Source organism: Nonomuraea sp. NPDC052129 (assembly GCF_040680095.1).
In the GTDB taxonomy this organism is placed as follows: Bacteria; Actinomycetota; Actinomycetes; order Streptosporangiales; family Streptosporangiaceae; genus Nonomuraea.
Genome location: NZ_JBFAVX010000003.1, coordinates 258,664 through 280,063, shown reverse-complemented (window position 1 = coordinate 280,063; position 21,400 = coordinate 258,664). Strand labels below are relative to the sequence as shown.

General features: G+C 69.0%; 24 protein-coding genes and 1 tRNA gene. 15 read left to right on the top strand and 10 right to left on the bottom strand.

Annotated elements, in window-relative coordinates; genetic code table 11:
* On the top strand, positions 1 to 390 hold a 390-nt coding region (locus tag AB0L53_RS09260), incomplete at its 5' end, for a hypothetical protein (protein ID WP_363992361.1).
* A 95-nt stretch (positions 391 to 485) separates the two neighbouring features.
* On the top strand, positions 486 to 872 hold the full coding sequence (locus AB0L53_RS09255) for a hypothetical protein (RefSeq protein ID WP_363992359.1): 387 nt from the start codon (positions 486 to 488) through the stop codon (positions 870 to 872).
* Between the two features lie 198 nt (positions 873 to 1,070).
* Here AB0L53_RS09255 and AB0L53_RS09250 read toward each other — a convergent pair whose 3' ends face one another.
* Together AB0L53_RS09250 and AB0L53_RS09245 are read right to left on the bottom strand one after the other, a co-directional pair.
* Positions 1,071 to 1,553, bottom strand: coding sequence for a Pycsar system effector family protein (locus AB0L53_RS09250; RefSeq protein ID WP_363992357.1), 483 nt, complete (start codon positions 1,551 to 1,553; stop codon positions 1,071 to 1,073).
* Positions 1,554 to 1,661: 108 nt separating this feature from the next.
* The gene (locus AB0L53_RS09245; RefSeq protein WP_363992355.1) at positions 1,662 to 2,246 is read right to left on the bottom strand and encodes a hypothetical protein; all 585 of its coding nucleotides are present in this window, start codon (positions 2,244 to 2,246) and stop codon (positions 1,662 to 1,664) included.
* A gap of 291 nt (positions 2,247 to 2,537) precedes the next feature.
* Between AB0L53_RS09245 and AB0L53_RS09240 the strand changes: the two genes are divergently transcribed.
* Genes AB0L53_RS09240 through AB0L53_RS09225 form a run of 4 tightly spaced genes read left to right on the top strand, consistent with a single transcriptional unit; the run spans position 2,538 to position 6,400 of the window.
* Positions 2,538 to 4,994, top strand: coding sequence for a nitrate- and nitrite sensing domain-containing protein (locus AB0L53_RS09240; protein WP_363992353.1), 2,457 nt, complete (start codon positions 2,538 to 2,540; stop codon positions 4,992 to 4,994).
* Entirely contained in the window at positions 4,991 to 5,422 is a 432-nt protein-coding gene (locus AB0L53_RS09235) for a roadblock/LC7 domain-containing protein (protein WP_357962292.1), read from the top strand. Before AB0L53_RS09240 ends, AB0L53_RS09235 begins: the two co-directional genes overlap by 4 nt.
* The gene (locus AB0L53_RS09230) at positions 5,419 to 5,820 is read left to right on the top strand and encodes a DUF742 domain-containing protein (protein WP_358534693.1); all 402 of its coding nucleotides are present in this window, start codon (positions 5,419 to 5,421) and stop codon (positions 5,818 to 5,820) included. The genes AB0L53_RS09235 and AB0L53_RS09230 overlap by 4 nt, the downstream gene beginning before the upstream one ends.
* Complete coding sequence (locus AB0L53_RS09225; RefSeq protein WP_363992351.1) at positions 5,801 to 6,400, top strand: ATP/GTP-binding protein; 600 nt, start codon at positions 5,801 to 5,803, stop codon at positions 6,398 to 6,400. The genes AB0L53_RS09230 and AB0L53_RS09225 overlap by 20 nt, the downstream gene beginning before the upstream one ends.
* Here the strand turns inward: AB0L53_RS09225 and AB0L53_RS09220 are convergent.
* From AB0L53_RS09220 to AB0L53_RS09200, 5 genes are all read right to left on the bottom strand, one after another.
* Positions 6,385 to 7,422, bottom strand: coding sequence for a hypothetical protein (locus AB0L53_RS09220; protein ID WP_363992349.1), 1,038 nt, complete (start codon positions 7,420 to 7,422; stop codon positions 6,385 to 6,387). The two genes, AB0L53_RS09225 and AB0L53_RS09220, sit on opposite strands and share 16 nt — an antisense overlap.
* Positions 7,419 to 9,092: a hypothetical protein gene (locus tag AB0L53_RS09215; RefSeq protein ID WP_363992347.1), complete on the bottom strand. Its 1,674-nt coding sequence runs from the start codon at positions 9,090 to 9,092 to the stop codon at positions 7,419 to 7,421. Before AB0L53_RS09215 ends, AB0L53_RS09220 begins: the two co-directional genes overlap by 4 nt.
* 161 nt (positions 9,093 to 9,253) lie before the next feature.
* The gene (locus AB0L53_RS09210) at positions 9,254 to 10,207 is read right to left on the bottom strand and encodes a DUF3800 domain-containing protein (RefSeq protein ID WP_363992345.1); all 954 of its coding nucleotides are present in this window, start codon (positions 10,205 to 10,207) and stop codon (positions 9,254 to 9,256) included.
* A 53-nt stretch (positions 10,208 to 10,260) separates the two neighbouring features.
* Positions 10,261 to 11,046: an SDR family oxidoreductase gene (locus AB0L53_RS09205; protein ID WP_363992343.1), complete on the bottom strand. Its 786-nt coding sequence runs from the start codon at positions 11,044 to 11,046 to the stop codon at positions 10,261 to 10,263.
* 44 nt (positions 11,047 to 11,090) lie between these two features.
* The gene (locus AB0L53_RS09200; RefSeq protein WP_363992341.1) at positions 11,091 to 11,663 is read right to left on the bottom strand and encodes a TetR family transcriptional regulator; all 573 of its coding nucleotides are present in this window, start codon (positions 11,661 to 11,663) and stop codon (positions 11,091 to 11,093) included.
* A 95-nt stretch (positions 11,664 to 11,758) separates the two neighbouring features.
* On the opposite strand from AB0L53_RS09200, the gene AB0L53_RS09195 reads away from it, so the two are divergent.
* The 6 genes from AB0L53_RS09195 to AB0L53_RS09170 are packed head-to-tail and all read left to right on the top strand — an operon-like array spanning position 11,759 to position 16,416.
* Positions 11,759 to 13,564 carry an MDR family MFS transporter gene (locus AB0L53_RS09195; protein ID WP_363992339.1) on the top strand — a complete coding sequence of 602 codons (1,806 nt, stop codon included), beginning with the start codon at positions 11,759 to 11,761 and terminating at the stop codon, positions 13,562 to 13,564.
* Positions 13,561 to 13,986: a hypothetical protein gene (locus AB0L53_RS09190; protein WP_363992337.1), complete on the top strand. Its 426-nt coding sequence runs from the start codon at positions 13,561 to 13,563 to the stop codon at positions 13,984 to 13,986. Before AB0L53_RS09195 ends, AB0L53_RS09190 begins: the two co-directional genes overlap by 4 nt.
* On the top strand, positions 13,983 to 14,222 hold the full coding sequence (locus AB0L53_RS09185; RefSeq protein ID WP_358534675.1) for a hypothetical protein: 240 nt from the start codon (positions 13,983 to 13,985) through the stop codon (positions 14,220 to 14,222). The genes AB0L53_RS09190 and AB0L53_RS09185 overlap by 4 nt, the downstream gene beginning before the upstream one ends.
* A gap of 15 nt (positions 14,223 to 14,237) precedes the next feature.
* Entirely contained in the window at positions 14,238 to 14,723 is a 486-nt protein-coding gene (locus AB0L53_RS09180) for a universal stress protein (protein WP_363992335.1), read from the top strand.
* Positions 14,724 to 14,782: 59 nt separating this feature from the next.
* Positions 14,783 to 15,541 (top strand): M15 family metallopeptidase, encoded by a 759-nt coding sequence (locus tag AB0L53_RS09175; protein WP_358534671.1) that lies wholly within the window; start codon positions 14,783 to 14,785, stop codon positions 15,539 to 15,541.
* A 26-nt stretch (positions 15,542 to 15,567) separates the two neighbouring features.
* Positions 15,568 to 16,416 carry an NUDIX domain-containing protein gene (locus tag AB0L53_RS09170; RefSeq protein WP_363992333.1) on the top strand — a complete coding sequence of 283 codons (849 nt, stop codon included), beginning with the start codon at positions 15,568 to 15,570 and terminating at the stop codon, positions 16,414 to 16,416.
* Positions 16,417 to 16,486: 70 nt separating this feature from the next.
* On the opposite strand, the gene AB0L53_RS09165 is transcribed toward AB0L53_RS09170, so the two are convergent.
* Positions 16,487 to 16,813, bottom strand: coding sequence for an STAS domain-containing protein (locus tag AB0L53_RS09165; protein WP_363992332.1), 327 nt, complete (start codon positions 16,811 to 16,813; stop codon positions 16,487 to 16,489).
* A gap of 51 nt (positions 16,814 to 16,864) precedes the next feature.
* Here AB0L53_RS09165 and AB0L53_RS09160 point away from each other — a divergent pair.
* Positions 16,865 to 16,954: transfer RNA gene (locus tag AB0L53_RS09160), tRNA-Ser, on the top strand.
* Between the two features lie 299 nt (positions 16,955 to 17,253).
* Here AB0L53_RS09160 and AB0L53_RS09155 read toward each other — a convergent pair.
* Positions 17,254 to 17,436, bottom strand: a complete 183-nt coding sequence (locus tag AB0L53_RS09155; RefSeq protein ID WP_363992330.1) for a hypothetical protein — start codon at positions 17,434 to 17,436, stop codon at positions 17,254 to 17,256.
* Positions 17,437 to 17,546: 110 nt separating this feature from the next.
* Between AB0L53_RS09155 and AB0L53_RS09150 the strand changes: the two genes are divergently transcribed.
* Positions 17,547 to 18,731 carry an AAA family ATPase gene (locus AB0L53_RS09150; RefSeq protein ID WP_363992329.1) on the top strand — a complete coding sequence of 395 codons (1,185 nt, stop codon included), beginning with the start codon at positions 17,547 to 17,549 and terminating at the stop codon, positions 18,729 to 18,731.
* A 66-nt stretch (positions 18,732 to 18,797) separates the two neighbouring features.
* Positions 18,798 to 19,145, top strand: a complete 348-nt coding sequence (locus tag AB0L53_RS09145; RefSeq protein WP_363992327.1) for a hypothetical protein — start codon at positions 18,798 to 18,800, stop codon at positions 19,143 to 19,145.
* 23 nt (positions 19,146 to 19,168) lie between these two features.
* Here AB0L53_RS09145 and AB0L53_RS09140 read toward each other — a convergent pair whose 3' ends face one another.
* Positions 19,169 to 21,388: an AAA family ATPase gene (locus AB0L53_RS09140; RefSeq protein WP_363992325.1), complete on the bottom strand. Its 2,220-nt coding sequence runs from the start codon at positions 21,386 to 21,388 to the stop codon at positions 19,169 to 19,171.
* Positions 21,389 to 21,400 lie beyond the last annotated feature (12 nt).

Genomic DNA, 21,400 nt, shown 5'->3' with positions numbered 1-21,400 from the left:
ATGCGCCGCCGCGGAGAAGAAGAGGAGAGCGGCATCGAGCACCCGCTCCTACTCGCCATGCTGATGCGCCGCCGCAGAGGAGGCGAAGAAAGCGGAATCGCACACCCGCTGCTACTCGCCGCCCTCATGCGCCGCCGCGGAGAAGAAGAGGAGAGCGGCATCGAGCACCCGCTCCTACTCGCCATGCTGATGCGCCGCCGCAGAGGAGGCGAAGAAAGCGGCATTGCACACCCGCTCCTGCTCGCCATGATGATGCGCCGCCGCAGAGGAGGCGAAGAAAGCGGCATTGCACACCCGCTGCTACTCGCCGCCCTCATGCGCCGCCGCGGAGAAGAAGAGGAGAGCGGCATCGAACACCCGCTCCTACTCGCCGCGCTCGCCAACCGGTAGTGGCACGACTCCCGATCGCAGGCAGAAAAGGAGTTCCCCAGCCGGCGTGAATCGACAGCTAGGGACAGCACACATCGACCGCAGAGGAGCAACTCATGGCGTCAGAGGAAGCCGCTGGACCGACCGAGCATGACCCGGTGGAGTCGCTGATCGACGACGTCATTCGCGACATCCTCAATGAGGCCAGCCAGTCCACCAAGGTTCTTGCCCGCGGCGGGGACTCGATGGCCGCCCTGATCGAAACAGCCCTCACATCGGGGACGCACGCGATGCCGAAGGCATCGACAATCGAACGGCTCCTGCTCGCACAGGTTCTGGCCTCCGCTCTCGCCGACTCTCTGGCGCCCGCGCTGGCGGACGCTCTGACTCCCGAGATCATGAAGGTCTTGGAGCAGTACACCGTCAATAGCAAGGCCGGTGACTCGAAGCCTGCAAGGGCCGCCACCACCACAGCCAGAGGAACCAGCAGAAAGAAGACGTGAGACAGCGGAGGCGATGTCGGGTCATGGGCGCCGGTCATCTGGCGCCCATGACTTGTCTTGCCTCGGGCGTGCGTGGCAGCGACCTCGGCGACCTCAGAGACCAACGTGTGGCGCCAGGCGCCGCCCGGACACGGTCGCCGCCGGGCTGGAGGCTTCATGAACGCGTTGCAGCTGGCGTTCAACCGATCCCGGGCCGTGTTAGAGCAGGCGTTCCAGGAAGACCATGATCGTCATGACCATGATGCCGGTGACGATCAGGTTGACGGACCAGCGCAGATTGCGGTGTTTGGTGCGCGCGATCCGCGCGATCCGCAGGGCGTCGGTGGCCAGGAACAGCTCGTAGTCCCTGGTCTCGGTGTTCATCCGCTCGATCAGGGCTTCGGGCGTGGGCTCCTCGGCGTAGATGAGAATTCTCTGCCCGCCCTGTTGGGGCGACGGTGGGCGGATGGTGATCAGGATCAGCAGGACCGCCGCGGACAGCAGGATCAGCGCCAGAATGACGCCGAAGCGCCCGACTCCCGGGAATTGGGCCGGACCGGTGAGGATAAGGGTGACCATCACGCCGTACGCGACGCCCGCCCAGGACAGCAGGAGGCCGGCCCTCTTCTCACTGGCGCTGATCAGCTCGGCGCGGGCCGCGGCGGTGGCGGCGTCGAGCCGATCCCTGAGGAACGCGGACATGGACGCATGCTGCGCACCGCTGTCCTCTCCGGAGTGGCCGGATGCGGCCGGTTCGTGGTTCATGGTGGGCGGGTCCTTTCCATCGGGATCGTGGGCCGATGGGGCTGACTATGAGCGAATGCCGCGAATATGGATGACCCGGTCCGGTTCTCCGATTCCTCGAACCTCAACCCATCCCTTCGGTGAGACATACCCCCGTCGCGCAAGCCGCCACTTCAGACTCCAAGGAGCCAGTTCCTTGTTGAACATCTGGGAGAGTCCTTCGGTGGTGTCGGCGAACACGTACGCGTAGGCGTACACCTGCCCGCGATGAGTCCACTCCCAGCGGTCGACAGGACGTTGAAGGACTGATTCGAACCAGTCGGCGGCCTGGTTGGCCATGACCTCGATCGGCCCCGTCGTCGTCATGGCGAGGCTCGTCGGTCTCTCAGGAAGGGTGCTGAGCTGATTGTGCAGCTCGTCGGCCTGCAGCGTGTTGCCGAGCAGGTGGACGCCTACACAGAGCAGAGTCTGGTTCGCGCTGTCGTCGTCGAGGTAAAGCCCGGCAACCAGCCGACCGTCGCTATCCCAAAACGCGAGCCAGGTGTCATGATGCTCCGTCCAGTGCGCTGCTCGGGCGCGGAGCGTCTCGGCAAAGAGCAAATGCTCGCCTTGCAGCGATCGGCCCGCGTCAAACCACTCAAAACATGACATGTTCTCACATGCTATGGAGAGTCATTCCACTCATGATGCCAAGCATCCTTTCGACCGACCGGCAGCCCTGCACAGAGCCCTCCGCAGACGAACCCCGGGCCCGACGGTTCCAAGCCGGACGCACGTCAGGAGGCGCCTGACGTACAGGTCGGCCGATGGCCTTCCACTGCGGCACAGCCTGCGAAGCGGGGGCTTTCGACGCCAACTGCCCTATCGCTACTATCAGGCCACTAATCGCCTACTTTGGCGATTTGTGAAGGACGCGCCGATCGGCAAGGAGAGTGCCCGCACGTGGCTGGTTTGGGCAGAGTCGGGCGGCGACGTACGGGAACCGTGGACGATGGGGACGGAGCACCGGAGTCGACCAGCGGCCGGCCGCGGCGACTGGCCGGTGCCCGGCGACTGCCCCTGCGTACCGTACTGATCATTGTGGTCTTCGTACCGAGCATCACCTTTGCCCCGGTGCTGGCTTCGGGGATGTTCCAGCTGTTCACCCAGTGGCAGTCGGAGAAGGCCCAGATGGATCTGGCCACCACCACCGCCGGTAGGCCCGCGGCCAACCTGTTCTTCAACCTTGGGCAGGAGCGGCTGCTCACCGCGGAGGCGCAGGCCAACCCACGTAGCGCCGCCCGCGACAAGCTGGCCAAGCAGCGGGCGCTGACCGACCAGGCGGTGACCGCTTTCCGCCCGCTGGCGACCCTGGACACCAGCCGCGGGCAGGAAGGGATCCCCGCGGCCGTCGCCCGCATCGAACGGGGCCTCGACCTCCTCGACCAGCAGCGCCGGGCGGTGGACGCCGGGTGGTCCAGCGAGCAGAAGGCGTTCGACTACTACACCGGCGTCCTCGAGTCAGACCTCGGCCTGCTGACCATCCTCAGCCACACCGAACACGGCGAGGTGAACACCAAGGCGCAGACGCTGGTCGACCTCTTCTGGGTCCTCGACATGCTCGGCCGCGAAGACGCCATTCTGGCCCGTGGCTGGGAGAAGGGGCGCCTGACGGCGGAGGAGCACGACCTGGTCGCCGACGCCATCGGCACCAAGGAGCACCTTCTGCAGTCCCGGGTGGCCCCCAGCCTCCTGGAGAACGAGAGCCAGTACGGAAAGCTGACGGCCAGCAAGGCGTGGCAGAACATGGTCGCTCTGGAGGAGCGGCTGGTCACCTCCGGGACCGGCGAGAGCAGCCAGGTGGCGCTGCGCGAGGTCAGCGCGTCGTGGCGCTCCTCGGTGGACACGATCACCCCGCAGCTGGTGAAACTCCTGCAAGTCCGGCTCGAGAACGTCGCCACGATCGGCTACACCCACGCCGGCACCCTCTTCATCATCTTCCTCAGCGTCAGCGCCGTGGGCGTGCTCGCCTTGGGCCTGGTCATCTTCACCAGCTGGCGCCTCACCAGCATCCTGCGCCGGCGCATCCTCCACCTGCGCGAGGAGGCCCAGGAGCTCCAGGAACGGCTGCCCGACGTGGTCGCCCGGCTGGAGCGTGGCGAGGACGTCGACGTGGACGCCGAAGTACACATGGTCGAGCCCACCCCCGACGAGCTCGGCGAGCTCGGGCATGCCCTCAATCTGGCCAGCCGCAGCGCGGTCTACACCGCCGTACGGCAGGCCGAACAGCACCGTGGCTTCCAGCGCATGCTCCAGCGCATCGCCCGCCGTACCCAGATCCTCATCGGGCTTCAGCTGAAGAAGCTGGACGAGCTGGAACGCAAGCATGAGGACCCCGAGGTGCTGGAGGGCCTGTTCGACCTCGACCACCTCACCGCCCGCCTGCGCCGCTACGAGGAGAACCTGGTGATCCTCGGCGGCGGCCAGCCGCAGCGCCGCTGGCGCAAGCCGGTACGCCTGCTCGACGTCCTGCGCGCCGCCCAAGGCGAGGTCCAGGACTACCGGCGGATCTCGATCGAGGTCGAGGGCGATCCCTGGGTGGCCGAGCGGGCGGTCGGACCGCTGGTCCACGTCCTGGCGGAGCTGATGGAGAACGCCACCGCCTTCTCCAAGCCGATGACCCCCGTCGAAGTACGGGCCGCGCTGGTCAGCCGGGGCCTCGCTGTGGAGATCGAGGACCGCGGCCTGGGCATGGAACCCGCGCAGTACGCCGCCGCCAACGCCCTGCTGAAGTCGCCGCCGCAGCTCGACGTGATGACCCACGCCGATGATGTGCGTCTCGGCCTGTACGTGGTCGCCCGGCTCGCCATGAGCCTCGGACTCCAGGTGGAGCTGCGGCCGTCCGCCTTCGGCGGGACCCGGGTCATCGTGCTGCTCCCGGAACCGCTCGTGGTGGACCGCCCCCGCGCGGTACCCGGACCGACCGCGCTGCCCAGAGAGGTCCCCACCCGCCCCCGGGAAGTCCCGCCCCGCGAGGACGACGCGCCGCTACCGACCCGCTCCAGGGGACGCGCGATGGCCTACGTCACAGCACCGGATACAGCACCGGACGCAGCATCAGATACTGCACGGGATACAGCACCGGATCGAGACGACGCGCCCCCGTCCGCCGAGCGTCCGCCGCTGCCTCAGCGGGTGCGCCAGGCCAATCTGGTCACCGAGTTGAAGGCCCCGGTGGACAGGGATGAAGATACCGACCAGGAAACCTGGGCAGTACGCGAGCAGCCCAGCCGATCCAGTGCCACGATCGGCGCGTTCCAGAGGCAGTCCCGCCGGCGCCGGACCGGTGACGACGCCTTCCAGCCCCGGCCGGACGGATCCCCCGAGCCCGGCTCCCCTACGACGGAAGACCGAAGATGACGCAGCGCACCACCGCCACCGACGCAGACCTGGACTGGCTCCTGGACGGCCTGGTCAATCAGGTCGCGGGTACGCGGCACGCCATTGTGCTGTCCGACGACGGCCTGGTGGTCAGCCGCTCCCGGACCATCGAGCGCTCGGACGCCGAACGCCTCGCCGCGATCGCCACCGGCCAGCAGAGCCTGGCTCGCGGTGTCGGACAGCTCTTCAGCGGCGGCCCGGTCCATCAGGTCATCATCGAGATGGCCGACTTGTGGCTGTTCGTCACAGCGGCGGGCCGTGGCACCCATCTGGCCGTGGTCGCCTCCCAGGAGGTCGACGCGGAGCTGATGGCCGTCGCGATGCACACCCTGGTCCAGCAGGTCGGCCAGAAGCTGGGGACCGACACGCGCGCCCCGGAACCCGATGACGCGGGGAGACACGGATGAGGCATTGGACGGAGAGCTTCGACGACGATGCCGCCGATGAGCCCCTTGTCCGTCCCTATACGATCACTGGCGGACGAACCACCCCCGAGCGGGACGACCTCACGCTGATCACCCTGGTGACGGCGTTGTCCGAGGCCGCCTCTTCGGAGTCCGGACACGGCATGCGGAGGATGCAGCCGGAGCACCGCACCATCCTCGCTCTGTGCACGCGGCCCCTGGCGGTGGCCGAGGTCGCCTCCGCACTGAACCTCCCGGTGTCCGTGACCAAGATCCTCATCGGCGACCTGATCGAGGCCGGTCAGCTGCGGGCCCGGCCGCCGCTGGCCTTCGCGCAGGCGGGTGGCCTTCCCGGTATGACAATCCTTGAGGCGGTGCGGGATGGGCTACGCAATCTCTGACCAGAAGGACACCGCTCCCCTGGCAGTGAAGATCCTTATCGCCGGTGGTTTCGGCGTCGGCAAGACGACCCTGGTCGGCGCGGTGAGCGAGGTCGCTCCCCTGCGTACCGAGGAGTACCTGACCCATGCCAGCGTCGGTGTGGACGATCTGGAAGGGGTGGGCGGCAAGACCACCACGACCGTCGCCCTGGACTTCGGACGCATCACCATTAACCGCGAAATCGTGCTTTATCTATTCGGCACTCCCGGACAGGAACGCTTCTGGTTCATGTGGAACGACCTCGTCAACGGCGCGATGGGCGCCGTTGTCCTGGTCGACACCCGCCGGCTGGACGTCAGCTTCGCCTCGATCGACTTCTTCGAGAGCCGCCGGATCCCCTTCATCGTCGGCGTCAACTGCTTCCACGGTGTCAAGGACCGGACGCAGGAGGAGATCCGCAAGGCCCTCGATCTCGATCCGCAGGTGCCGCTGGTGCTCTGTGACGCCCGCGACCGGACGGCGGGCCGCGATGTCCTGCTGGCGCTCATCGAGCACCTGATGGACACGCAGTCCCGCGCCGCGGCTCACCCCGTGGGCTGACCTGGCCGCCACGTCGTGGACAGCAGACTGGGCACGGCACCGTTCTGGGCGGTTACGACCACGAGGGTCGGTGCGTTCGTGGGCGCCGGGAGCCGGAGCTCGGTGATGGCGCCGCTCGTGGACTGGGCCGGCGCCGGCAGGTCGCCGTCCTGAAAGCTCACGATCCGCTGTACGGTCGGCGCGGCCGCTTTGAGCGCCCAGCCGTTGCCCCCGGGCCGGGCCTTCCGGATCAGTGCGCGAAGTCGCCGACCGGCGGTGCCGCCCGCCCTGCCGCTGAGGCGAATGGTCAGCTCGCCTCCCGAGCCGAAGACGCCCGGTGGTACGGGGTTGACGATGAACAGGCCGGAGCGGAGAGAACGGGTGCCCTGGCGACCGGCGAAGCCACCGCAGCTGATCAGGGACGAGGTCTCGCTGCGTACGCCGTCCCGCGTCTGCTCGGCGGCGGCCGTAGCCTGCTCCCCGGCCGGACTCACGATGAAGTCCACGCTGTCGATGCGCAGCCCGGCCACGCCGTCATGCATGACGGATCCCGCGACGGTTTCGCGGAGTACGCCGGAAATGCCGCGCCCCTCCATGATGTCCAGCGCCTCGACGCAGATCAGGCCGTCGTCCGGCATCTCCTCGGGCAGCAGGTCGAAGACGGCCACGCTCTTCTTGAGGTGACCGCCGCCCTTCAGCAGCACGCACTGGCGCAACCGTCCCTGGGAGCGGATCTGGATGAGCCGCGGCAGGCCCTTGACGGCCTCCGCCGGCGGCTCCGGCTCCCCCTCGTGCCAGCCGCGTACCGAGCCGGCGTCCACCGACAGCGAGACCGTCACCCGCAGCCGGCGGCCCGCGGCGGCCACCTTGAATCCGGCCAGTCCCGAGCGCTCGAACCGGCCCACGATCTGTACGCCACGATGCACCTGGTCGGCCACCTGCAGTGCCGCGTCGTGGCCGCTGATGATCCCGATCGGCGCCTCGGCGGGGACGGCGAGCCGGTCGAAGTCGGTGCCCGTCCCGGCGGTCAGCAAGTCGCTCATGACGCGCTCCTCGAAGCGGTGAGAGCCGTGGCCTCGCTCCGCGAAGCGGTCAGGGCCGTGGTGAGCCCGTGGGGATCCCGGAAGTCGAACCGGCACAGCAGCGGGTCACGCCGCTCCCACATCCTGCGTACCGCGCAGTGGAGCGGGTCGCCGTCGCGCTCCACGTGCCGCAGGCCCGCGACGAGCGTGTGCAGGTACTCGTTGCCCTGCCCGACCTCCCAGTGCGGCACCACCGGCGAGGGCACGTCGGCCCCGCTGCGGTAGAGCCACAGCCACAGCCGGGCCCGCTCCCGCTGCTCGGTCCCCAAGATGGACTCCCCCTTCGCGTGCTTGGCGACGGCCTCGCCGAGCAGCCGCCAATAGTCGTCCCGCGTGCGGGCGACGTGCGACAGTCCGCATTCGCTCCACTCGGACCAGCCGGCCTGGATGACGGGGATGCCGAAGGCGGGCAGCTCGTTGGAGACGCTCCCGCGCACGGTCACCCCCACCTCGGTCATGCTCCACAGCGCGTTCTTCGACAGCGCCAGGCTGGGCATGAAGGCCATGTGCTCATGCGCTGAATGGCGGGCCGCCACCGCCGCGAAATGGCCGGTCGTGTCATACCGGAACTGGCTCGGATGATCCAGGAAGAGCCAGCTCACGCGGTCGTTCGTGGCGGCGAAATCCGCGGTCTCCTCGAACCAGCGTGCCAGATCGTCGAACAGCTCCCTGTTGGCGCCGACCGCGTCGGAGACGGCATGGTGGAAGACGGTGAAGACCGGCCGGTCCGGGTCGATCCCGAGGCGTTCGCAGGCGTGCTGGCGGAGCTGGCGGCGTTCCGTCTCGGTACGTACTTCGAAGTCGCTCACGTTTCCGGCCCGCCACCAGCTCGGCCGGCCCAGGTTGACCTTCGCCCGCCAGGCCACGAGCTCGGCGTTCGGCTTGATGAGGCCCCGGTGCGGCCAGACGTACTCCTCGAAGAACTCGCCGATCTGGCCGGTCAGCTCCTCCCGGAAGGTGCCGAGCCCTCTGCGGCGCTCCGGGAAGAGCGCGTACGCCTTCAGGGCCCCGGTGCTCTGTACGTGCACGACCGGGATCTCCCGGCGCATGGCCGTGTCGACCGCCAGCCCCCACTGGTCGTAGTCGACATGGCTGGTGACCAGCGCGGCGGGCGACCGCTCCGCGAACAGCCGGTCGTAGACGGCGGAGAAGGCCCTGGTACGGGCGCGCCGCGACTGATGCCAGGGCTCTTCGCTGTCCGGCAGTCGCGGCACTCGGCCCAGCCGGATCAGCGTCGCCTTCTCCACGGCGGTCAGCGTCTCGGCGTCGCTTCCCTCCGCCGGGCTGTCGCCTCGGTCGGCCAGCCGGCGATCCACGAGGCCGTGCACGTCGAGCACCTCGGTGGCGCCGAACGCCTCGGCCAGCCGCCGGACCCGCTGGATGTCGTACTCCTGCCAGAGCGTCTCGCGCCAGTCCGGGTCCGTGCCGGTGAGCACGAGCAGCCGGGCCGACAACAGATCGCAGAGCGCGTTCGCCACCAGCAGGTTGCGCACGATGACCCTGATGTCCTCATGAAACGCCTCTGCCACGACCAGTGGCCCGCTGTCATCCCGAGGAGGGCGATGTCCCCAATACGCCCGCGCAGCGATGAGCAGCCGATCGAACTGCTCGCCATCCCCGACAAGGTTCATGCTCTCCCCGACCCCGTACCCGTACCCGTCGCCCGATCAGCACGGCCGCGTCGACCCTGCCAGACCTGACAACCGGGCGGGACGACCTTTGCCCCTGGATCACGTGATCCTTGCCGCGAAATGGTTCCGCACGGCGACGTCGTCGATCGCCGCGATCTCGATCAGCCGAGCCTCAGGACCGGGTCGCTCGGCGCGAGCAGGGACCAGCTTCGGTCGTCTCCCCATATGGAGAACGCGTCCACGTACGGTCGCAGCAACGCCGTGACCTCCGCGTCGCCTTCGCCGGTGAGCTCGTCTTCCGCTATTTTCCGCGCGGCTCCGGCGAGGAGGTCGGCCACCTGGACGCGCGGATCCGTGCGCGAGTCGACGAGCCGCAGGCCGGCCAGCCGACCTTGGGCGGAATGCGCCTCCTCCAGCTCGTCGATGCGGGCTTGCGTGAGGAGGGTCTGCCGGTCATGCACGACCGAGACGGGTCTTCCGGTTTCGCTCCAGTAGACGATGGCCTGGCTGATGGCCGGGAACAGCGGGTTCAGCGTGAGCGACCGCTCCCGGAAGGCGTCCACCTGGGATCGGGACTCCCAGAGCAGGTCCATTATTTCGCCGGCCCGGCTTCGCGGGGTGGCGCGGCGAAAGGTGTCGACCATGGCGAACACCGCTTCGACGGAGGCTCTCGGGCCCCGGCCGTTATTGGTGCGCATCAGGTCGTTGAAGGAGTACAGAAAGGCGTTCCACCTGCCGGGGCCGAACGTCTGCCCGCCCTCTCGGTAAAGGGTGCCGGCCATGGCTTCGCGGTCCTGTACGGCGAGCAGGTCGACGAGCCTGCCAATCGCGAAGAAGGTCTTGTCGATCAGATGGACGTGAGCGTTGCCGAGGAGCGGCGCCGATGGGCCGAGCAGCCACTTGAGGGCGTTCAGGTGTTTCTTACGGCGGATGATGCCCGACTTGTATTCCGTGGTCGGAGAGGGGGCTCTGCTCCGTACTTCCTGGATGCAGTCCGCCGCCGATTCGACGTCCAGTCGTACGCTCGCGTGGGCGAATACAGCGGTATTTCCCCCAATGAGCTTCTCCCCTTCTGAGCCGGACTCGTCACAGGCGATTTCGAAGGGTTGTGCCACGGTCAAGTCTCTCAAATCGCCCATTGCGCCTTCAACGGGATTTCGCACCAGGTTCAGAGGTCGGGTAGCCCGAGGTCGAGATTGGGCTGGTCGATGCCACCGTCGACCTCCAGCACCTTTCCGGTCAGGTAGCGCCCGGCCGGGGACACCAGGTAGAGCACCGAAGCCGCCACGTCCTCTGGCTCGCCGATCCGCTTCAACGGGGTGGCCCGCTCCATCTGGGTACGCAGGTTCTCGTCGGTCATGACGATGTCGAGGGCGGAGGTGGCGACCGCGCCGACGGCGACCGCGTTGACCCGCACCTTGGGCGCCAGGTCGCGCGCGGCCAGCCGCGTGTAGTGCGTGAGCGCCGCCTTGGCGCTGCCGTACGCCAGATAGCCCCGGCCCGCCGTCCGGCCGACGGCCGAGGAGATGTTCACCACCGAGCCGCCGTTCTTCAGCAGGTGCGGTACGGCCGCCCGCGTCAGCTCGTGCGCGATTCCGACGTTGAACTGGAACGCGTTCTCAAGATGTTTCCGGGTGGTGTCGAGGAAGGCGCGGGGCATCGCCCCGCCCACGTTGTTGACGATCGCGTCCAGCCGGCCGAAGGCGTCGGCGGCCTGCTCCGCGAGCCCCTCCATGGCGCCCGGCACGCTCAGGTCGGCGGGCACGATCAGTGCCCGTCTGCCCGTCTCCTCGATCTGAGCCGCGACGGCGCGCAGCTGCTCCTCCGTACGGGCGGAGATCGCCACATCCGCGCCCGCCTGGGCGAGAGCGATGGCGGTCGCCGCGCCGATGCCCCGGCCGGCGCCGGTGACGATCGCGGCGTGGCCGGTGACGCGGAAGCGGTCCAGGATCATGTCATGACCCTATGATCAAAGTGAAACCTGTTTCAATACCAGCGCTAGGGACGGGACTCCAGGCCCAGGCAGAGTTCGAACACCGCGGTGAGCCGGTCGACGTCGGCGGGTGACGGCGTCTCGGGGCCGATGAGGCGGCGAACCGAGCCGATGCCCAGGAAGACCGCCGTCGCCATCCGGGCCCGCGCGTGCGCGTCCGGGCCGCCCAGGAGCGCCGCGATGGGCTCCAGCACGGCGGCGTGCAGGCGCTCGCGTACGAGGGCCTGGATCTCCGGGTCGCCCGCCGACCGTTCGAGCGAGCGCAGGATGGGCGTCTCCGGGTCGTGGCTCATGCGTTGGGCGGCGTACTCGGCCAGCCGCCTGGGCAGGCCCGCCCGGTCGCCCTCGACCACGGCGCGGACCGTCGGCTCGCCCGCCAGCACCTCGCCGAACAGGCCCGACTTGGAGCCGAAATAGCGCCCCACCAGGGCGATGTTGGCGTCCGCCGCCGAGGCGATCATGCGGACCGTCACCTGCTCATAGCCGTATTCGCCGAACAGCATGCGTGCCGCCTCCAGCAGCCGCTGGCGGGTGGCCGCGCGATCTCGCGGCCGGGCGTCAGTCACCTGCGCTTCCATGCCCGAACTCTACTCAGGAGACCCCACTTGCCGCGCGGCTAGTAAACGGGCGTATACTCGCCGAGGAGAAAACGGTAAGAAGGGGATGTGGTGTCTTGGTAGCCCAGACACAGGCCGCGGCCCCCGCGAGGCGGCATTACACCCACCGCGAAATCCTCGAGGTCATGTCCGGGCTCATGCTCGCCATGCTCACCTCGATGATCTCGACGTCGGTGGTTGGCACGGCACTGCCGACGATCGTGGGAGAACTCGGCGGCCAGGACCAGTATTCGTGGGTGGCGTCGGCGACCATGCTGACGATGACGGTCTCCACGCCGTTGTGGGGCAAGCTGTCCGACCTCTGGGGCCGGAAGCTGCTGTTCCAGAGCGCCTTGGGACTGTTCGTCGCGGCGTCGCTCGTGGCCGGTCTGTCGCAGAACATCGGGCAGCTCATCGCGGCGCGCGCCATACAAGGTCTGGGTGTGGGCGGTCTGTCGGCCCTCGCTCAGGTGATCCTCGGTGACATCGTGTCGCCGAGGGAGCGCGGCCGCTACTCGGGGTACATGGGGGCCGTCTTCGGCATCTCCACGGTCGCCGGGCCGCTGCTCGGCGGGTTCATCGTGGACACCGACTGGCTCGGCTGGCGGTGGTGCTTCTACGTGGTCGTCCCGTTCGCGGTGATCGCGTTCGCGGTGATCCAGCGGGTGCTGAAGCTGCCCAAGGTACGGCGCAACACCTCCATCGACATCTGGGGCGCCACCACCATCACGGCCAGCGCGAGCGGGTTGATGCTGCTGCTGACGCTGGGCGGCACGGAGTTCGAGTGGAACTCCTTCTGGACCTACGCCTTGGGGGCCTTCAGCCTGCTCATGCTGGCCCTGGCGGTGCTGTCCGAGCGCACGGCCCGCAACCCGATCCTGCCGCCCAGGCTGTTCAGGAACCCGACGTTCGTGCTCACCAGCATCGCCTCGCTGTTCGTCGGCATGGCGATGTTCGGCGCGATGATCTACCTGCCGCAGTATCTGCAGATCGTCAAGGGGCTGAGCCCCACCGAGTCGGGGCTGATGACGCTGCCCATGGTGGTGGCGTTGTTCCTGGCCGGTGTGATCTCCGGGAAGATCGTCACCCAGACCGGCCGGTGGAAGATCTTCCCGGTGGCGGGCCTGCTGATCGTGGCCGCGGGACTGTTCCTGCTGTCGCGGCTGCACGTGGAGTCGAGCCAGTGGCTCATCGGGTTCGACGTGGGCGTCCTGGGCATCGGGCTCGGCCTGTCGATGCAGATGCTCATCCTGGCCGCGCAGAACGGTTCCGAGCTGCGTGACATGGCCTCCACCACGGCGGGCGTCTCCTTCTTCCGCTCACTCGGCGGCGCCGTGGGCGTGGCCGCGTTCGGCGCGATCCTCACCAACCGCCTCAAGAACGAGATGGCCGACATGCTGCGGGCCGCGCACATCGCGCTGCCCGGCGGCTCCTCGCCCAAGCTGGGCAGCCCCAGCTCCATCCAGGCGCTGCCCGGGCCGATCAAGCACATCGTGCTCGAGGCCTTCACCCGCGGCCTGGAGACCGTCTTCATCGTCGGCGTGCCGATCGCGCTGCTCGGCTTCGTGGCGACGCTCTTCCTCAAGGAGCTGCCGCTCAGAGGCGGCTCGGCCCCCGCGCCGGAGCCCAAGCCGCTCAGCAAGGACGACCTGGTCCTGGCCGGGCTGCTGCTGGAGCTCATCGCCCAGCGGATCGAGCGGGTCACCGACCAGCCGTCCGCGCTGCTGTCCGCGGTCGCCAGGATGGCGCCGCCCGATGACCGTACAGAACGGGAGCGCGCCAGATCGGTCGCGCAGAGCGTGCTGCGTCCCACCTCACGCGCTCTGATCGCACAGGCCGCGCCACCGCAGAAAGACCTCGTCACAGGAGGAGTTTCCGCATGATTCGCAAGTTCGTGGGCGCCGTCGCGGCCGCCCTGACCCTCATGGCCGGGCTCTGGCTGATGATCGCCCCGTTCGCCCTCGGCACCCAGCCGGAGAACGCCGACTGGACCGACCCGACCACATCCGAGTTCTTCACCGGCCTGGGCATCGCCGTCGTCGGGCTCATCGGCGTGGCCGCCTTCGCCGCGGCCATCCACGAGGAGCTCGTGGTGCGGGGCCTGGTGGCCGTACGGCAGAAGCAGGCCGAGCCGGAGCCCGAGCCGGTGGCGGCCGCGCCGCAGGCGTCGTCCGCGGAACTGGCGAGCCTGCTCGCCCCGCTCGTCGAGGCGCTGCGTGAGGACCTGAACACCGCCGGACGCGGCGGCGGCGAGCACCGCCAGAACGGCAAGGCCGCCCTGGTGGGAGTGGAGGACAACCGATGAAGGCGAAAATGGGCGTCTCCGCCCTCATCCTGCTGTTCCTGGCCGGCGTGTGGCTGATCGCGGCGCCGTTCGCGGTGGGCTACCAGCCCAGGGGCGCGGCCTACGCCGACGCGACGGTCAACGACCTGTGGGTCGGCGGCGGACTGGCCGGCCTCTCGTTCGTCGCCCTCGTGATCTACGCGGCCGACGCGCTGCGCGAGCTCGCCGGCCGCGGCAAGCACGTCGCCGACGGCTGACGTGCGAGGCATGCCGTGTTCGGCGAGAGCACAGACGACCGGTGGGAGCCCCTGGTAGGCAAGCTCCCCAGCGGGCAGTTCGAGATCGGCAAGGACGGCACCGGGCTGCTGGTGGTCGGCTTCGACGGATCGGGCCCGAGCCGCAACGCGCTCGCGTACGCGGCCGGGCTCGCCCGGCGGGACAACGCCGCGCTGCTCATCGCGTTCGTGGAGACCCTCAGCAGCGCCACGCTGTGGTTCTTCGCGGGCGCGCCGATCATCCCCGACTCGGCCGGGGACCTGACCGAGGATCTGCGGACGGAGCTGAGCGGGGTCGGAGTTCCGTGGCGGTTCGTCTCGGTACGCGGTGACACCGCGCGGGAGCTGGAGACGCTCGCCGCCTCCTGCATGGCCGACGCCATCGTGGTGGGCCGGTCGCGCTCCACGTGGCACACCTTCGGCGGCTCGGTGGCCGTGGGGCTGGCCAAGCGGGCTCGGCGTACCGTGCTGATCGTGCCCTGACCTCGTACGACGTCGCTGATGAGGACTTCGCTGATGAGGACGTCGCGTAAGGTGGCCGCATGAAACGTACTGCCGCTGCCTTCGTGGTGTTCGCGTCAGTTTCGTGCGGTGGGCAGGCGCCGGTCGCCTCACAAGAGGGACCCCAGCAGCCCCCGGCCGACGCTCAGGCCGCCGGGGCTCAGACCCAGCCGCCCGTGCCCGCGACGCCCACCCCGACGGCGAAGACCGCCTCGCCCAAGCCCGCGGAACCGCCCAGGTTCAGTGCCAAGGTCGCCAAGGTCTCCCGCGCCCGGTTGCCCTACTCGTGGAAACCCGGCTGCCCGGTCTCCTACCAGGACCTGCGCCTGATCACGATGACCTACTGGGGCTTCGACGACAAGGCGCACACCGGCGAGCTGGTCGTGCGCAAGACGGTCACCGGCGACGTCGTCAAGGTCTTCGGGAAGCTGTACGCCATGCGCTACCCGATCAAGCAGATGCGGCTCGTCGACGTCTACAAGGGCGACGACTACGACTCCATCGACGCCGACAACACCTCGGCCTTCAACTGCCGCGCGGCCACCGGGTCCAGCAACTGGTCCAACCACGCCTTCGGCGAGGCGATCGACATCAACCCGCGCGAGAACCCGTACGTCACCGCGAGCGGCAGCACCGCCCACCCGAACGCCAAGAAGTTCGCCAAGCGCCCCGCGAAGGGCGAAGGCGTGATCAACTCGGGCGACCGGGTTGTCAAGGCCTTCGCCTCGGTTGGCTGGGGCTGGGGCGGCGAGTGGTCGGGCACCAGGGACTACCAGCACTTCAGCCGTAACGGCCGATGAGGGCATCGGCCTGACAGAATCAAGTCATGGCGGCTAAGGACGGCGACGGTTGGACCCAGTGCGCCCGCGGGCACCGGCACTGGGGGCTGCACGGGGCTTCTGGGCTCCTGGCCGTACACCATGACGAGCACGGCGTTCCGTACGTGCTCATGCAGAAGCGCTCATGGTGGAGCCACCACGGCGGCACGTGGGGGCTGCCGGGAGGCGCGCGCGACAGCCACGAGGACGCCGTGGCGACCGCGCTGCGCGAGGCGCACGAAGAGGCGGCCGTAGCCGGCGACGGCCTGCGCGTGCAGGGTGTCTACCTGGACGATCACGGCGGGTGGGCGTTCGAGACCGTGATCGCCGAGTCGGCCGAACTACTGGCGGCGGCGCCCGCCAACAGCGAGAGCACCGAACTGCGCTGGGTGCCGCTGCCCGAGGTCCCGGGCAGGAAGCTGCACCCCGGGTTCGCCGAGTCGTGGGACAAGATCCAGCCGGAGCTCACCCCCGAGACCCTGGTGCTCGACGTCGCGAACATCGTCGGCGCCCGAGCCGAGCACGGCTGGTGGAAGGACCGGCTCGGCGCGGCGACACGGCTGCTGGCCGAGGTGGCGACGCTGCGGCTGCGGCATCCGGTGCTCGCGCAGTGGCACCCACGGATCGTGGCGGTCGTGGAGGGCGCCGCGAAGAAGGCGCCGGACGTGCCCGGCATCGAGGTGGTGGCGGCGACGGACAGCGGAGACGACGCGATCGTGGACGTCGTACGGCGGGCGCGGCCGTGGGAGCGGGTGGTCGTGGTGACGGCGGACAGGGGGCTCAAGGAGCGCGTCAGCGCGCTGGGAGCCAGGACGGTGGGCCCCAAGTGGCTGCTGTCCCAGCTGGACGACGCCTGACCTGGTTGCTTGACCGGGGCCTGTTACGGCTGGGCGATCAGGACGCCTGACTCGGTCGGGGCCCGGTCCGTCACTTCTGGGCGATCAGGACGCTGTCGAAGGCGGCCTTCAGGCCGGTCACGTCGAGCACCCGGCGCAGCACCCCCTGCACGCCCGTGAGGGCGAGCGAGCCGCCGCGCTCGCCGACCTCGCGCTGGTGCTCGACCAGCACCCACAAGCCGCTGGAATCGCAGAACGCCAGCGCGGCCGTGTCGATGACGATCGAGACGTGGCCGGCCGCGATCAGCTCGGTCAGAACCTTCCTGAGCCGGGGCGCGGTGAGCTTGTCGAGATCACCGTCGAGGCGCACGCGCGCGTTGCCCTCGGCCCGGTTCACCTCAACGCTGAGATCCGCCACCTCCCGAACGTACACCGGTGTCACCGCAGCCGCTATGGTGGTGTGCGCACTGGAGGGTTCGCATAGTGGACGAGTGCAGCCGCCTTGAAAGCGGCCAGGTCAGCGATGGCCTCGTGGGTTCGAATCCCACACCCTCCGCCACGTTTCAGGACTTCTGCCCTTTTACGCCGGAAAGATCTTTCCCCAGCTCCTTGTTCAGCTCGGCATACGCAGCGTGACCCTGGATTGTCCAGCCAGAACCGCCGCCCCTCCGCCGTGACCGTCAGCCCGAACCGGTCGCGGCGCGGTTCCCCCCACTCCGCCCAACGGAAGTCGGCGGCCACCACGGCGGCGGGGGCGGAGCTGGAGCTGCTGAAGCGCTTGCCGCCCTCGCGCACATCGCTTGCACCGTCGTCAACCTGCGTGACGATCGCCTCGCGTGCGTCGTAGACGGCAGCCCACTACCCCTCCGGGTCGGCCGCCTTGTCGATGACGTAGGCCGGGCTGCCACGCGGGGCGATGCGAGCCACGTCCGGGACGAATCCATCGCGGGGCACAGCCCGCAGCGCCCGCTCGACGGACGTCTGCAGGGGCCCGCAGTGGGATTCGATGTCCCGGATCAGGGCGTCGAGGCGGGTACTCACTTCCGCTTGTCCCCCTCTCCGCTCTCCCGCTTGCCCTCGGATGAAGCGTGGAGTCCCGTTGCGTTCCGGCTGACCGGACGCGAGTGGCCGGGCGGTGGCAGAATGTGACCATGCGGCCACCCCGAGCGAGATACTTCAACACCACCGGACCCTGCGACCCGCAGCACCACCACATGCTGCCCCCCACGCCGCGGCTCCCCCAGGCGCGCGATCTCGTCGAGATGGATCGTTACTTCGTGCTGCACGCACCCCGGCAGACCGGGAAGACGACCACGCTGCGCACCCTGGCGACCGAACTGACCGCCGAAGGCGACATCGCCGCCCTGATGCTCTCCTGCGAGCGCGCCAAGGCGGCCGGTGACGACTATGCCGTTGCGGAGTCGCTTCTGCTGGATTCCCTCCGCCAGGCCGCTGAGCGGTCGGGATGGCCGGAGGAGTTGCTGCCGCCGGATCCCTGGCCGCAGGTCACGCCGGGCAGCCGGTTCGGTACGGCGCTGAGCGAATGGTGCCGCCGCTGCCCCCGCCGGGTGGTGCTGTTCCTCGACGAGATCGACGCTCTGCAGGGCAACAGCATGGTCAGTATCCTCAGCCAGCTCCGCGACGGTCACAACGCGCGGCCGGAGGGTCATCCGTTCCCCGCGTCCGTCGTGCTGTGCGGGTTGCGCGACGTGCGTGACTACAAGGTCGCCTCAGGCGGCGAACCCGGCCGGTCCAACCCGGCCAGCCCGTTCAACATCGTCGCCGAGTCGCTGCGCCTGGGCGACTTCACCGCCGACGAGATCGCCGAGCTGTACGACCAGCACACACAGGCAACCGGCCAGGAGTTCACCAAGGACGCGGTGGACCGGGTCTTCGAGCTGACCCAGGGCCAACCGTGGCTGGTCAACGCCCTCGCCAACGAAGTCATCTTCAAGATGAAGGTGACCGGCACCATCACCGCCGCACAGGTGGAAGACGCCAAGGAGCGGCTGATCCGAGCGCGCGCCACCCATCTGGACGCCCTGGTGGCCCGGCTGCACGAGCCTCGGGTCAAGCGAGTGATCGAACCGATCGTGGCCGGCACGGCGACGAGTATGGACTCCGCTATTGACGACGACATCTCCTACGTCCACGATCTGGGCCTCATCCGCGGGACCATGGACCTGGAGATCGCCAACCCCATCTACCGGGAAGTCCTGCTCCGGGTGCTGGGCGATCGTACGGCGCGGTTGGTCAAGACCGATCCGCACAGCTTCGTGCTCCCCGACGGCCGTTTCGACCTGCCCCGGCTGCTGCAGGAGTTCGTCGTATTCTGACGCGAACACGGCGAAGTCCTCATCCAGCAAGAGGGCTACCACGAGGCCGCCTGTCAGATCATCCTCATGGCCTTCCTGCACCGGCTGGTCAACGGTGGAGGCTACCTCGACCGCGAATACGCCGCGGGCACCAAACGCCTGGACGTTCTGGTCCGCTGGCCGTACACCGGCCCGGACGGCGAACGCCTGATGCAACGCGAGGCCATGGAGCTGAAGGTCTGGCGACCCAGCGCAGAGGACCCGATGCCCGAGGGTCTCGCCCAGCTCGACCGGTATCTGGACCGGCTCACCCTCACCACCGGCGTGCTGGTGATCTTCGACCGGCGCCCCGAAGCCCCGACCTGGAAGGAGCGAGGCGGATTCGAGCAGGCGGCCACACCGTCCGGCCGACAGGTCACCGTACTGCGGGTGTGATGGGGGGGTGGCCGCCTGGACGCTCACTCCCCCTGCGCGGCGAAGCCGTCGCCGACGCAGGCGGCCAGTTGCAGGTAGGCCTCCCTGGTCGGTTCCTGGAGGCGTTCGAGGTCGATCTCGGCGCCCTCTTCCAGGTGCGGGTCGTACGGCACGCGGATCACCGCGCGGCACCGCGCCGCGAAGTGGGCCTCCAGCTTGGAGATGTCGACCGCCGACTTCGAGCGCGGCCGGACGCTGCAGAGCACCACGGTCGCCTCCCTGACCAGGTTGCCGTAGTGGTGCGCCTCCAGCCAGTCGAGCGTCGCCGACGCGGCCCTGGCACCGTCCACCGAGGGCGAGCTGACCAGCACGATCTGGTCGGCGAGGCCGAGCACGCCGCCCATGGCCGAGTGGAGCAGGCCGGTGCCGCAGTCGGTGATGCAGATCGAGTAGAAGTTCTCCAGCACCTGTGAGACGGCCTGATAGTCGGCACCGCTGAACGCCTCGGACACCGACGGGTCACGGTCCGACGCGAGCACCTCCAGCCGCGAAGGCGCCTGCGAGGTGAACGCTCTGATGTCCACGTACCTCTTGACCTGGTCGCTCTCGTTGAGCAGGTCGCGTACGGTCGCCGAGGTCTCCAACGTGAGCTTGTCGGACAGCGTCCCCCGGTCGGGGTTCGCGTCGACCGCGATCACCCGGTCGCCGCGCATCGCGGCGAGGGTGGCGCCCAGGCCGACCGTGGTCGTGGTCTTGCCCACACCGCCCTTGAGGCTCAGTACGGCCACGCGGTGGTGGCCGGTGGCGACCGGGGTGCGGGCCCTGGTCAGCAGCTCACGGCGGCGGCGGACCTCTGGCGGCTCGCCCGGCTTGATCCAGCCGCCCGACGCCTTGTAGATCAGGCGGCGCCAGCCCTTGGAGGGGGCGTTGCGGCGGCCGCGCAGGAGCGACTCGGGGTCGAGGCTGTCGGCCGTGGGCCTGCCGGTGATCGGGGGGCGGGGCGGGGCGTTGAAGACCGGTACGGGGGCGGGGCGGCGGCGCGGAGCGGGGGGCTCTGGCTCTTCGAACGTGCGCGGCTGCGGCTCTTCGAAGGTGCGCGGCTGCTCGTAGGCGCGGTCCTGGTCGTAGGAGCGCGGCTGGTCCCACGAGCGGTCCTGCTCGCGTGAACGGTCCTGCTCGTGGGAACGGTCCTGCTCGTAGGCGCGGTCCCGCTCGCGGTTCTGCTCGTACGGCTTCGGCTCGTCGAACAGCCGGGACGGCGGCTTCGGCTCGTCGAAGGCACGGGAGGGCGGCTCGTCGAGGGTCCGCGACTCCTCGAAAGCGCGGGGCTCCTCGAAAGCGCGCGACTGCGACGGCTTGTCCAGAGCGGACGGCTTGTCCAGAGCCGACGGCTTGTCGAAGGCGGACGGCTGGTCGACGGCCGGGGGCTTCTCGGCGGCCGGCGGCTTGTCGAAGCTCAGCGGCAGATCGAAGCTCAGCGGCTTGTCGAAGCCCGGCTTGTTGAAGAGGGGCTTTTCGGCCGCGGGCTCGTCGAAGGCAGGCGGGTCGAACGCGGGCGGCGTGTCGAAGCTCATCGCCTTGTCGAAGCTCAGCGGCTCGTCGAAGGTCAGCGGCTTGTCGAAGGTCAGCGGGACCTCCAGCCGTGGCTCCGTGGCGTCCTCCGCGGGCGGTTCGAAGGTGCCCTGAGGAGGCTCCTCGACCTTTTCGGCTTTCTCGGTCAGGCGCGGCTCGTCGACCGTCTCCGTCGGGCGCGACCAGTCCGGCGGCACGGGCCAGGCGGACTTCGTCTCCTCCTCCGCCTCCTCGACCACCGGCTTCTTCGCCGGCTCCGGGAACGACAGCAGCGAGTAGGAGTCGGTGTCGTCGGGCCGGGGCAGCGGCTTGAGCGGCGCCAGGAACCCGTCGTCGGACTTGCCCAGGCTCACCGGTGGCGAGACGGGATGGGCGTCGTCCTTCGTGCCGATGTCCTGCTTGCCGAAGTCCCTCGTACCGAGGTCCTTCGTGCCGGACGGCGAGCTACCCCCGTCGGCGAGGTTCTCCGCGGGCGTCGTGCCGTACACGGAGTCGACCGCAGCCCTGAACAGCGGCGTCGGCGTCTCGTGTTGGGTCGGCACCGAGAGCCAAGGGTCCTGGGGGTACGGCGAAGCGACGGAGTCCTCCGAGGCAGAGGCGCTGACCGAGATCGGAGCCTCTTCCGTCTCCTTGATCGCGTCCAGCCAGGCCAGCTGTTCCTCGAGAGATTCCTCTCGATCGTGTCTTGCCACCGTGTTTCTCCC

Coding starts and splice junctions, on each gene's coding strand:
- AB0L53_RS09255 (WP_363992359.1), top strand. CDS start 486: ATGGCGTCAGAGGAAGCCGCTGGACCGACCGAGCATGACCCGGTGGAG.
- AB0L53_RS09250 (WP_363992357.1), bottom strand. CDS start 1,553: ATGTCCGCGTTCCTCAGGGATCGGCTCGACGCCGCCACCGCCGCGGCC.
- AB0L53_RS09245 (WP_363992355.1), bottom strand. CDS start 2,246: ATGTCATGTTTTGAGTGGTTTGACGCGGGCCGATCGCTGCAAGGCGAG.
- AB0L53_RS09235 (WP_357962292.1), top strand. CDS start 4,991: ATGACGCAGCGCACCACCGCCACCGACGCAGACCTGGACTGGCTCCTG.
- AB0L53_RS09230 (WP_358534693.1), top strand. CDS start 5,419: ATGAGGCATTGGACGGAGAGCTTCGACGACGATGCCGCCGATGAGCCC.
- AB0L53_RS09225 (WP_363992351.1), top strand. CDS start 5,801: ATGGGCTACGCAATCTCTGACCAGAAGGACACCGCTCCCCTGGCAGTG.
- AB0L53_RS09220 (WP_363992349.1), bottom strand. CDS start 7,422: ATGAGCGACTTGCTGACCGCCGGGACGGGCACCGACTTCGACCGGCTC.
- AB0L53_RS09215 (WP_363992347.1), bottom strand. CDS start 9,092: ATGAACCTTGTCGGGGATGGCGAGCAGTTCGATCGGCTGCTCATCGCT.
- AB0L53_RS09205 (WP_363992343.1), bottom strand. CDS start 11,046: ATGATCCTGGACCGCTTCCGCGTCACCGGCCACGCCGCGATCGTCACC.
- AB0L53_RS09200 (WP_363992341.1), bottom strand. CDS start 11,663: ATGGAAGCGCAGGTGACTGACGCCCGGCCGCGAGATCGCGCGGCCACC.
- AB0L53_RS09190 (WP_363992337.1), top strand. CDS start 13,561: ATGATTCGCAAGTTCGTGGGCGCCGTCGCGGCCGCCCTGACCCTCATG.
- AB0L53_RS09185 (WP_358534675.1), top strand. CDS start 13,983: ATGAAGGCGAAAATGGGCGTCTCCGCCCTCATCCTGCTGTTCCTGGCC.
- AB0L53_RS09175 (WP_358534671.1), top strand. CDS start 14,783: ATGAAACGTACTGCCGCTGCCTTCGTGGTGTTCGCGTCAGTTTCGTGC.
- AB0L53_RS09170 (WP_363992333.1), top strand. CDS start 15,568: ATGGCGGCTAAGGACGGCGACGGTTGGACCCAGTGCGCCCGCGGGCAC.
- AB0L53_RS09150 (WP_363992329.1), top strand. CDS start 17,547: ATGCGGCCACCCCGAGCGAGATACTTCAACACCACCGGACCCTGCGAC.
- AB0L53_RS09145 (WP_363992327.1), top strand. CDS start 18,798: ATGGCCTTCCTGCACCGGCTGGTCAACGGTGGAGGCTACCTCGACCGC.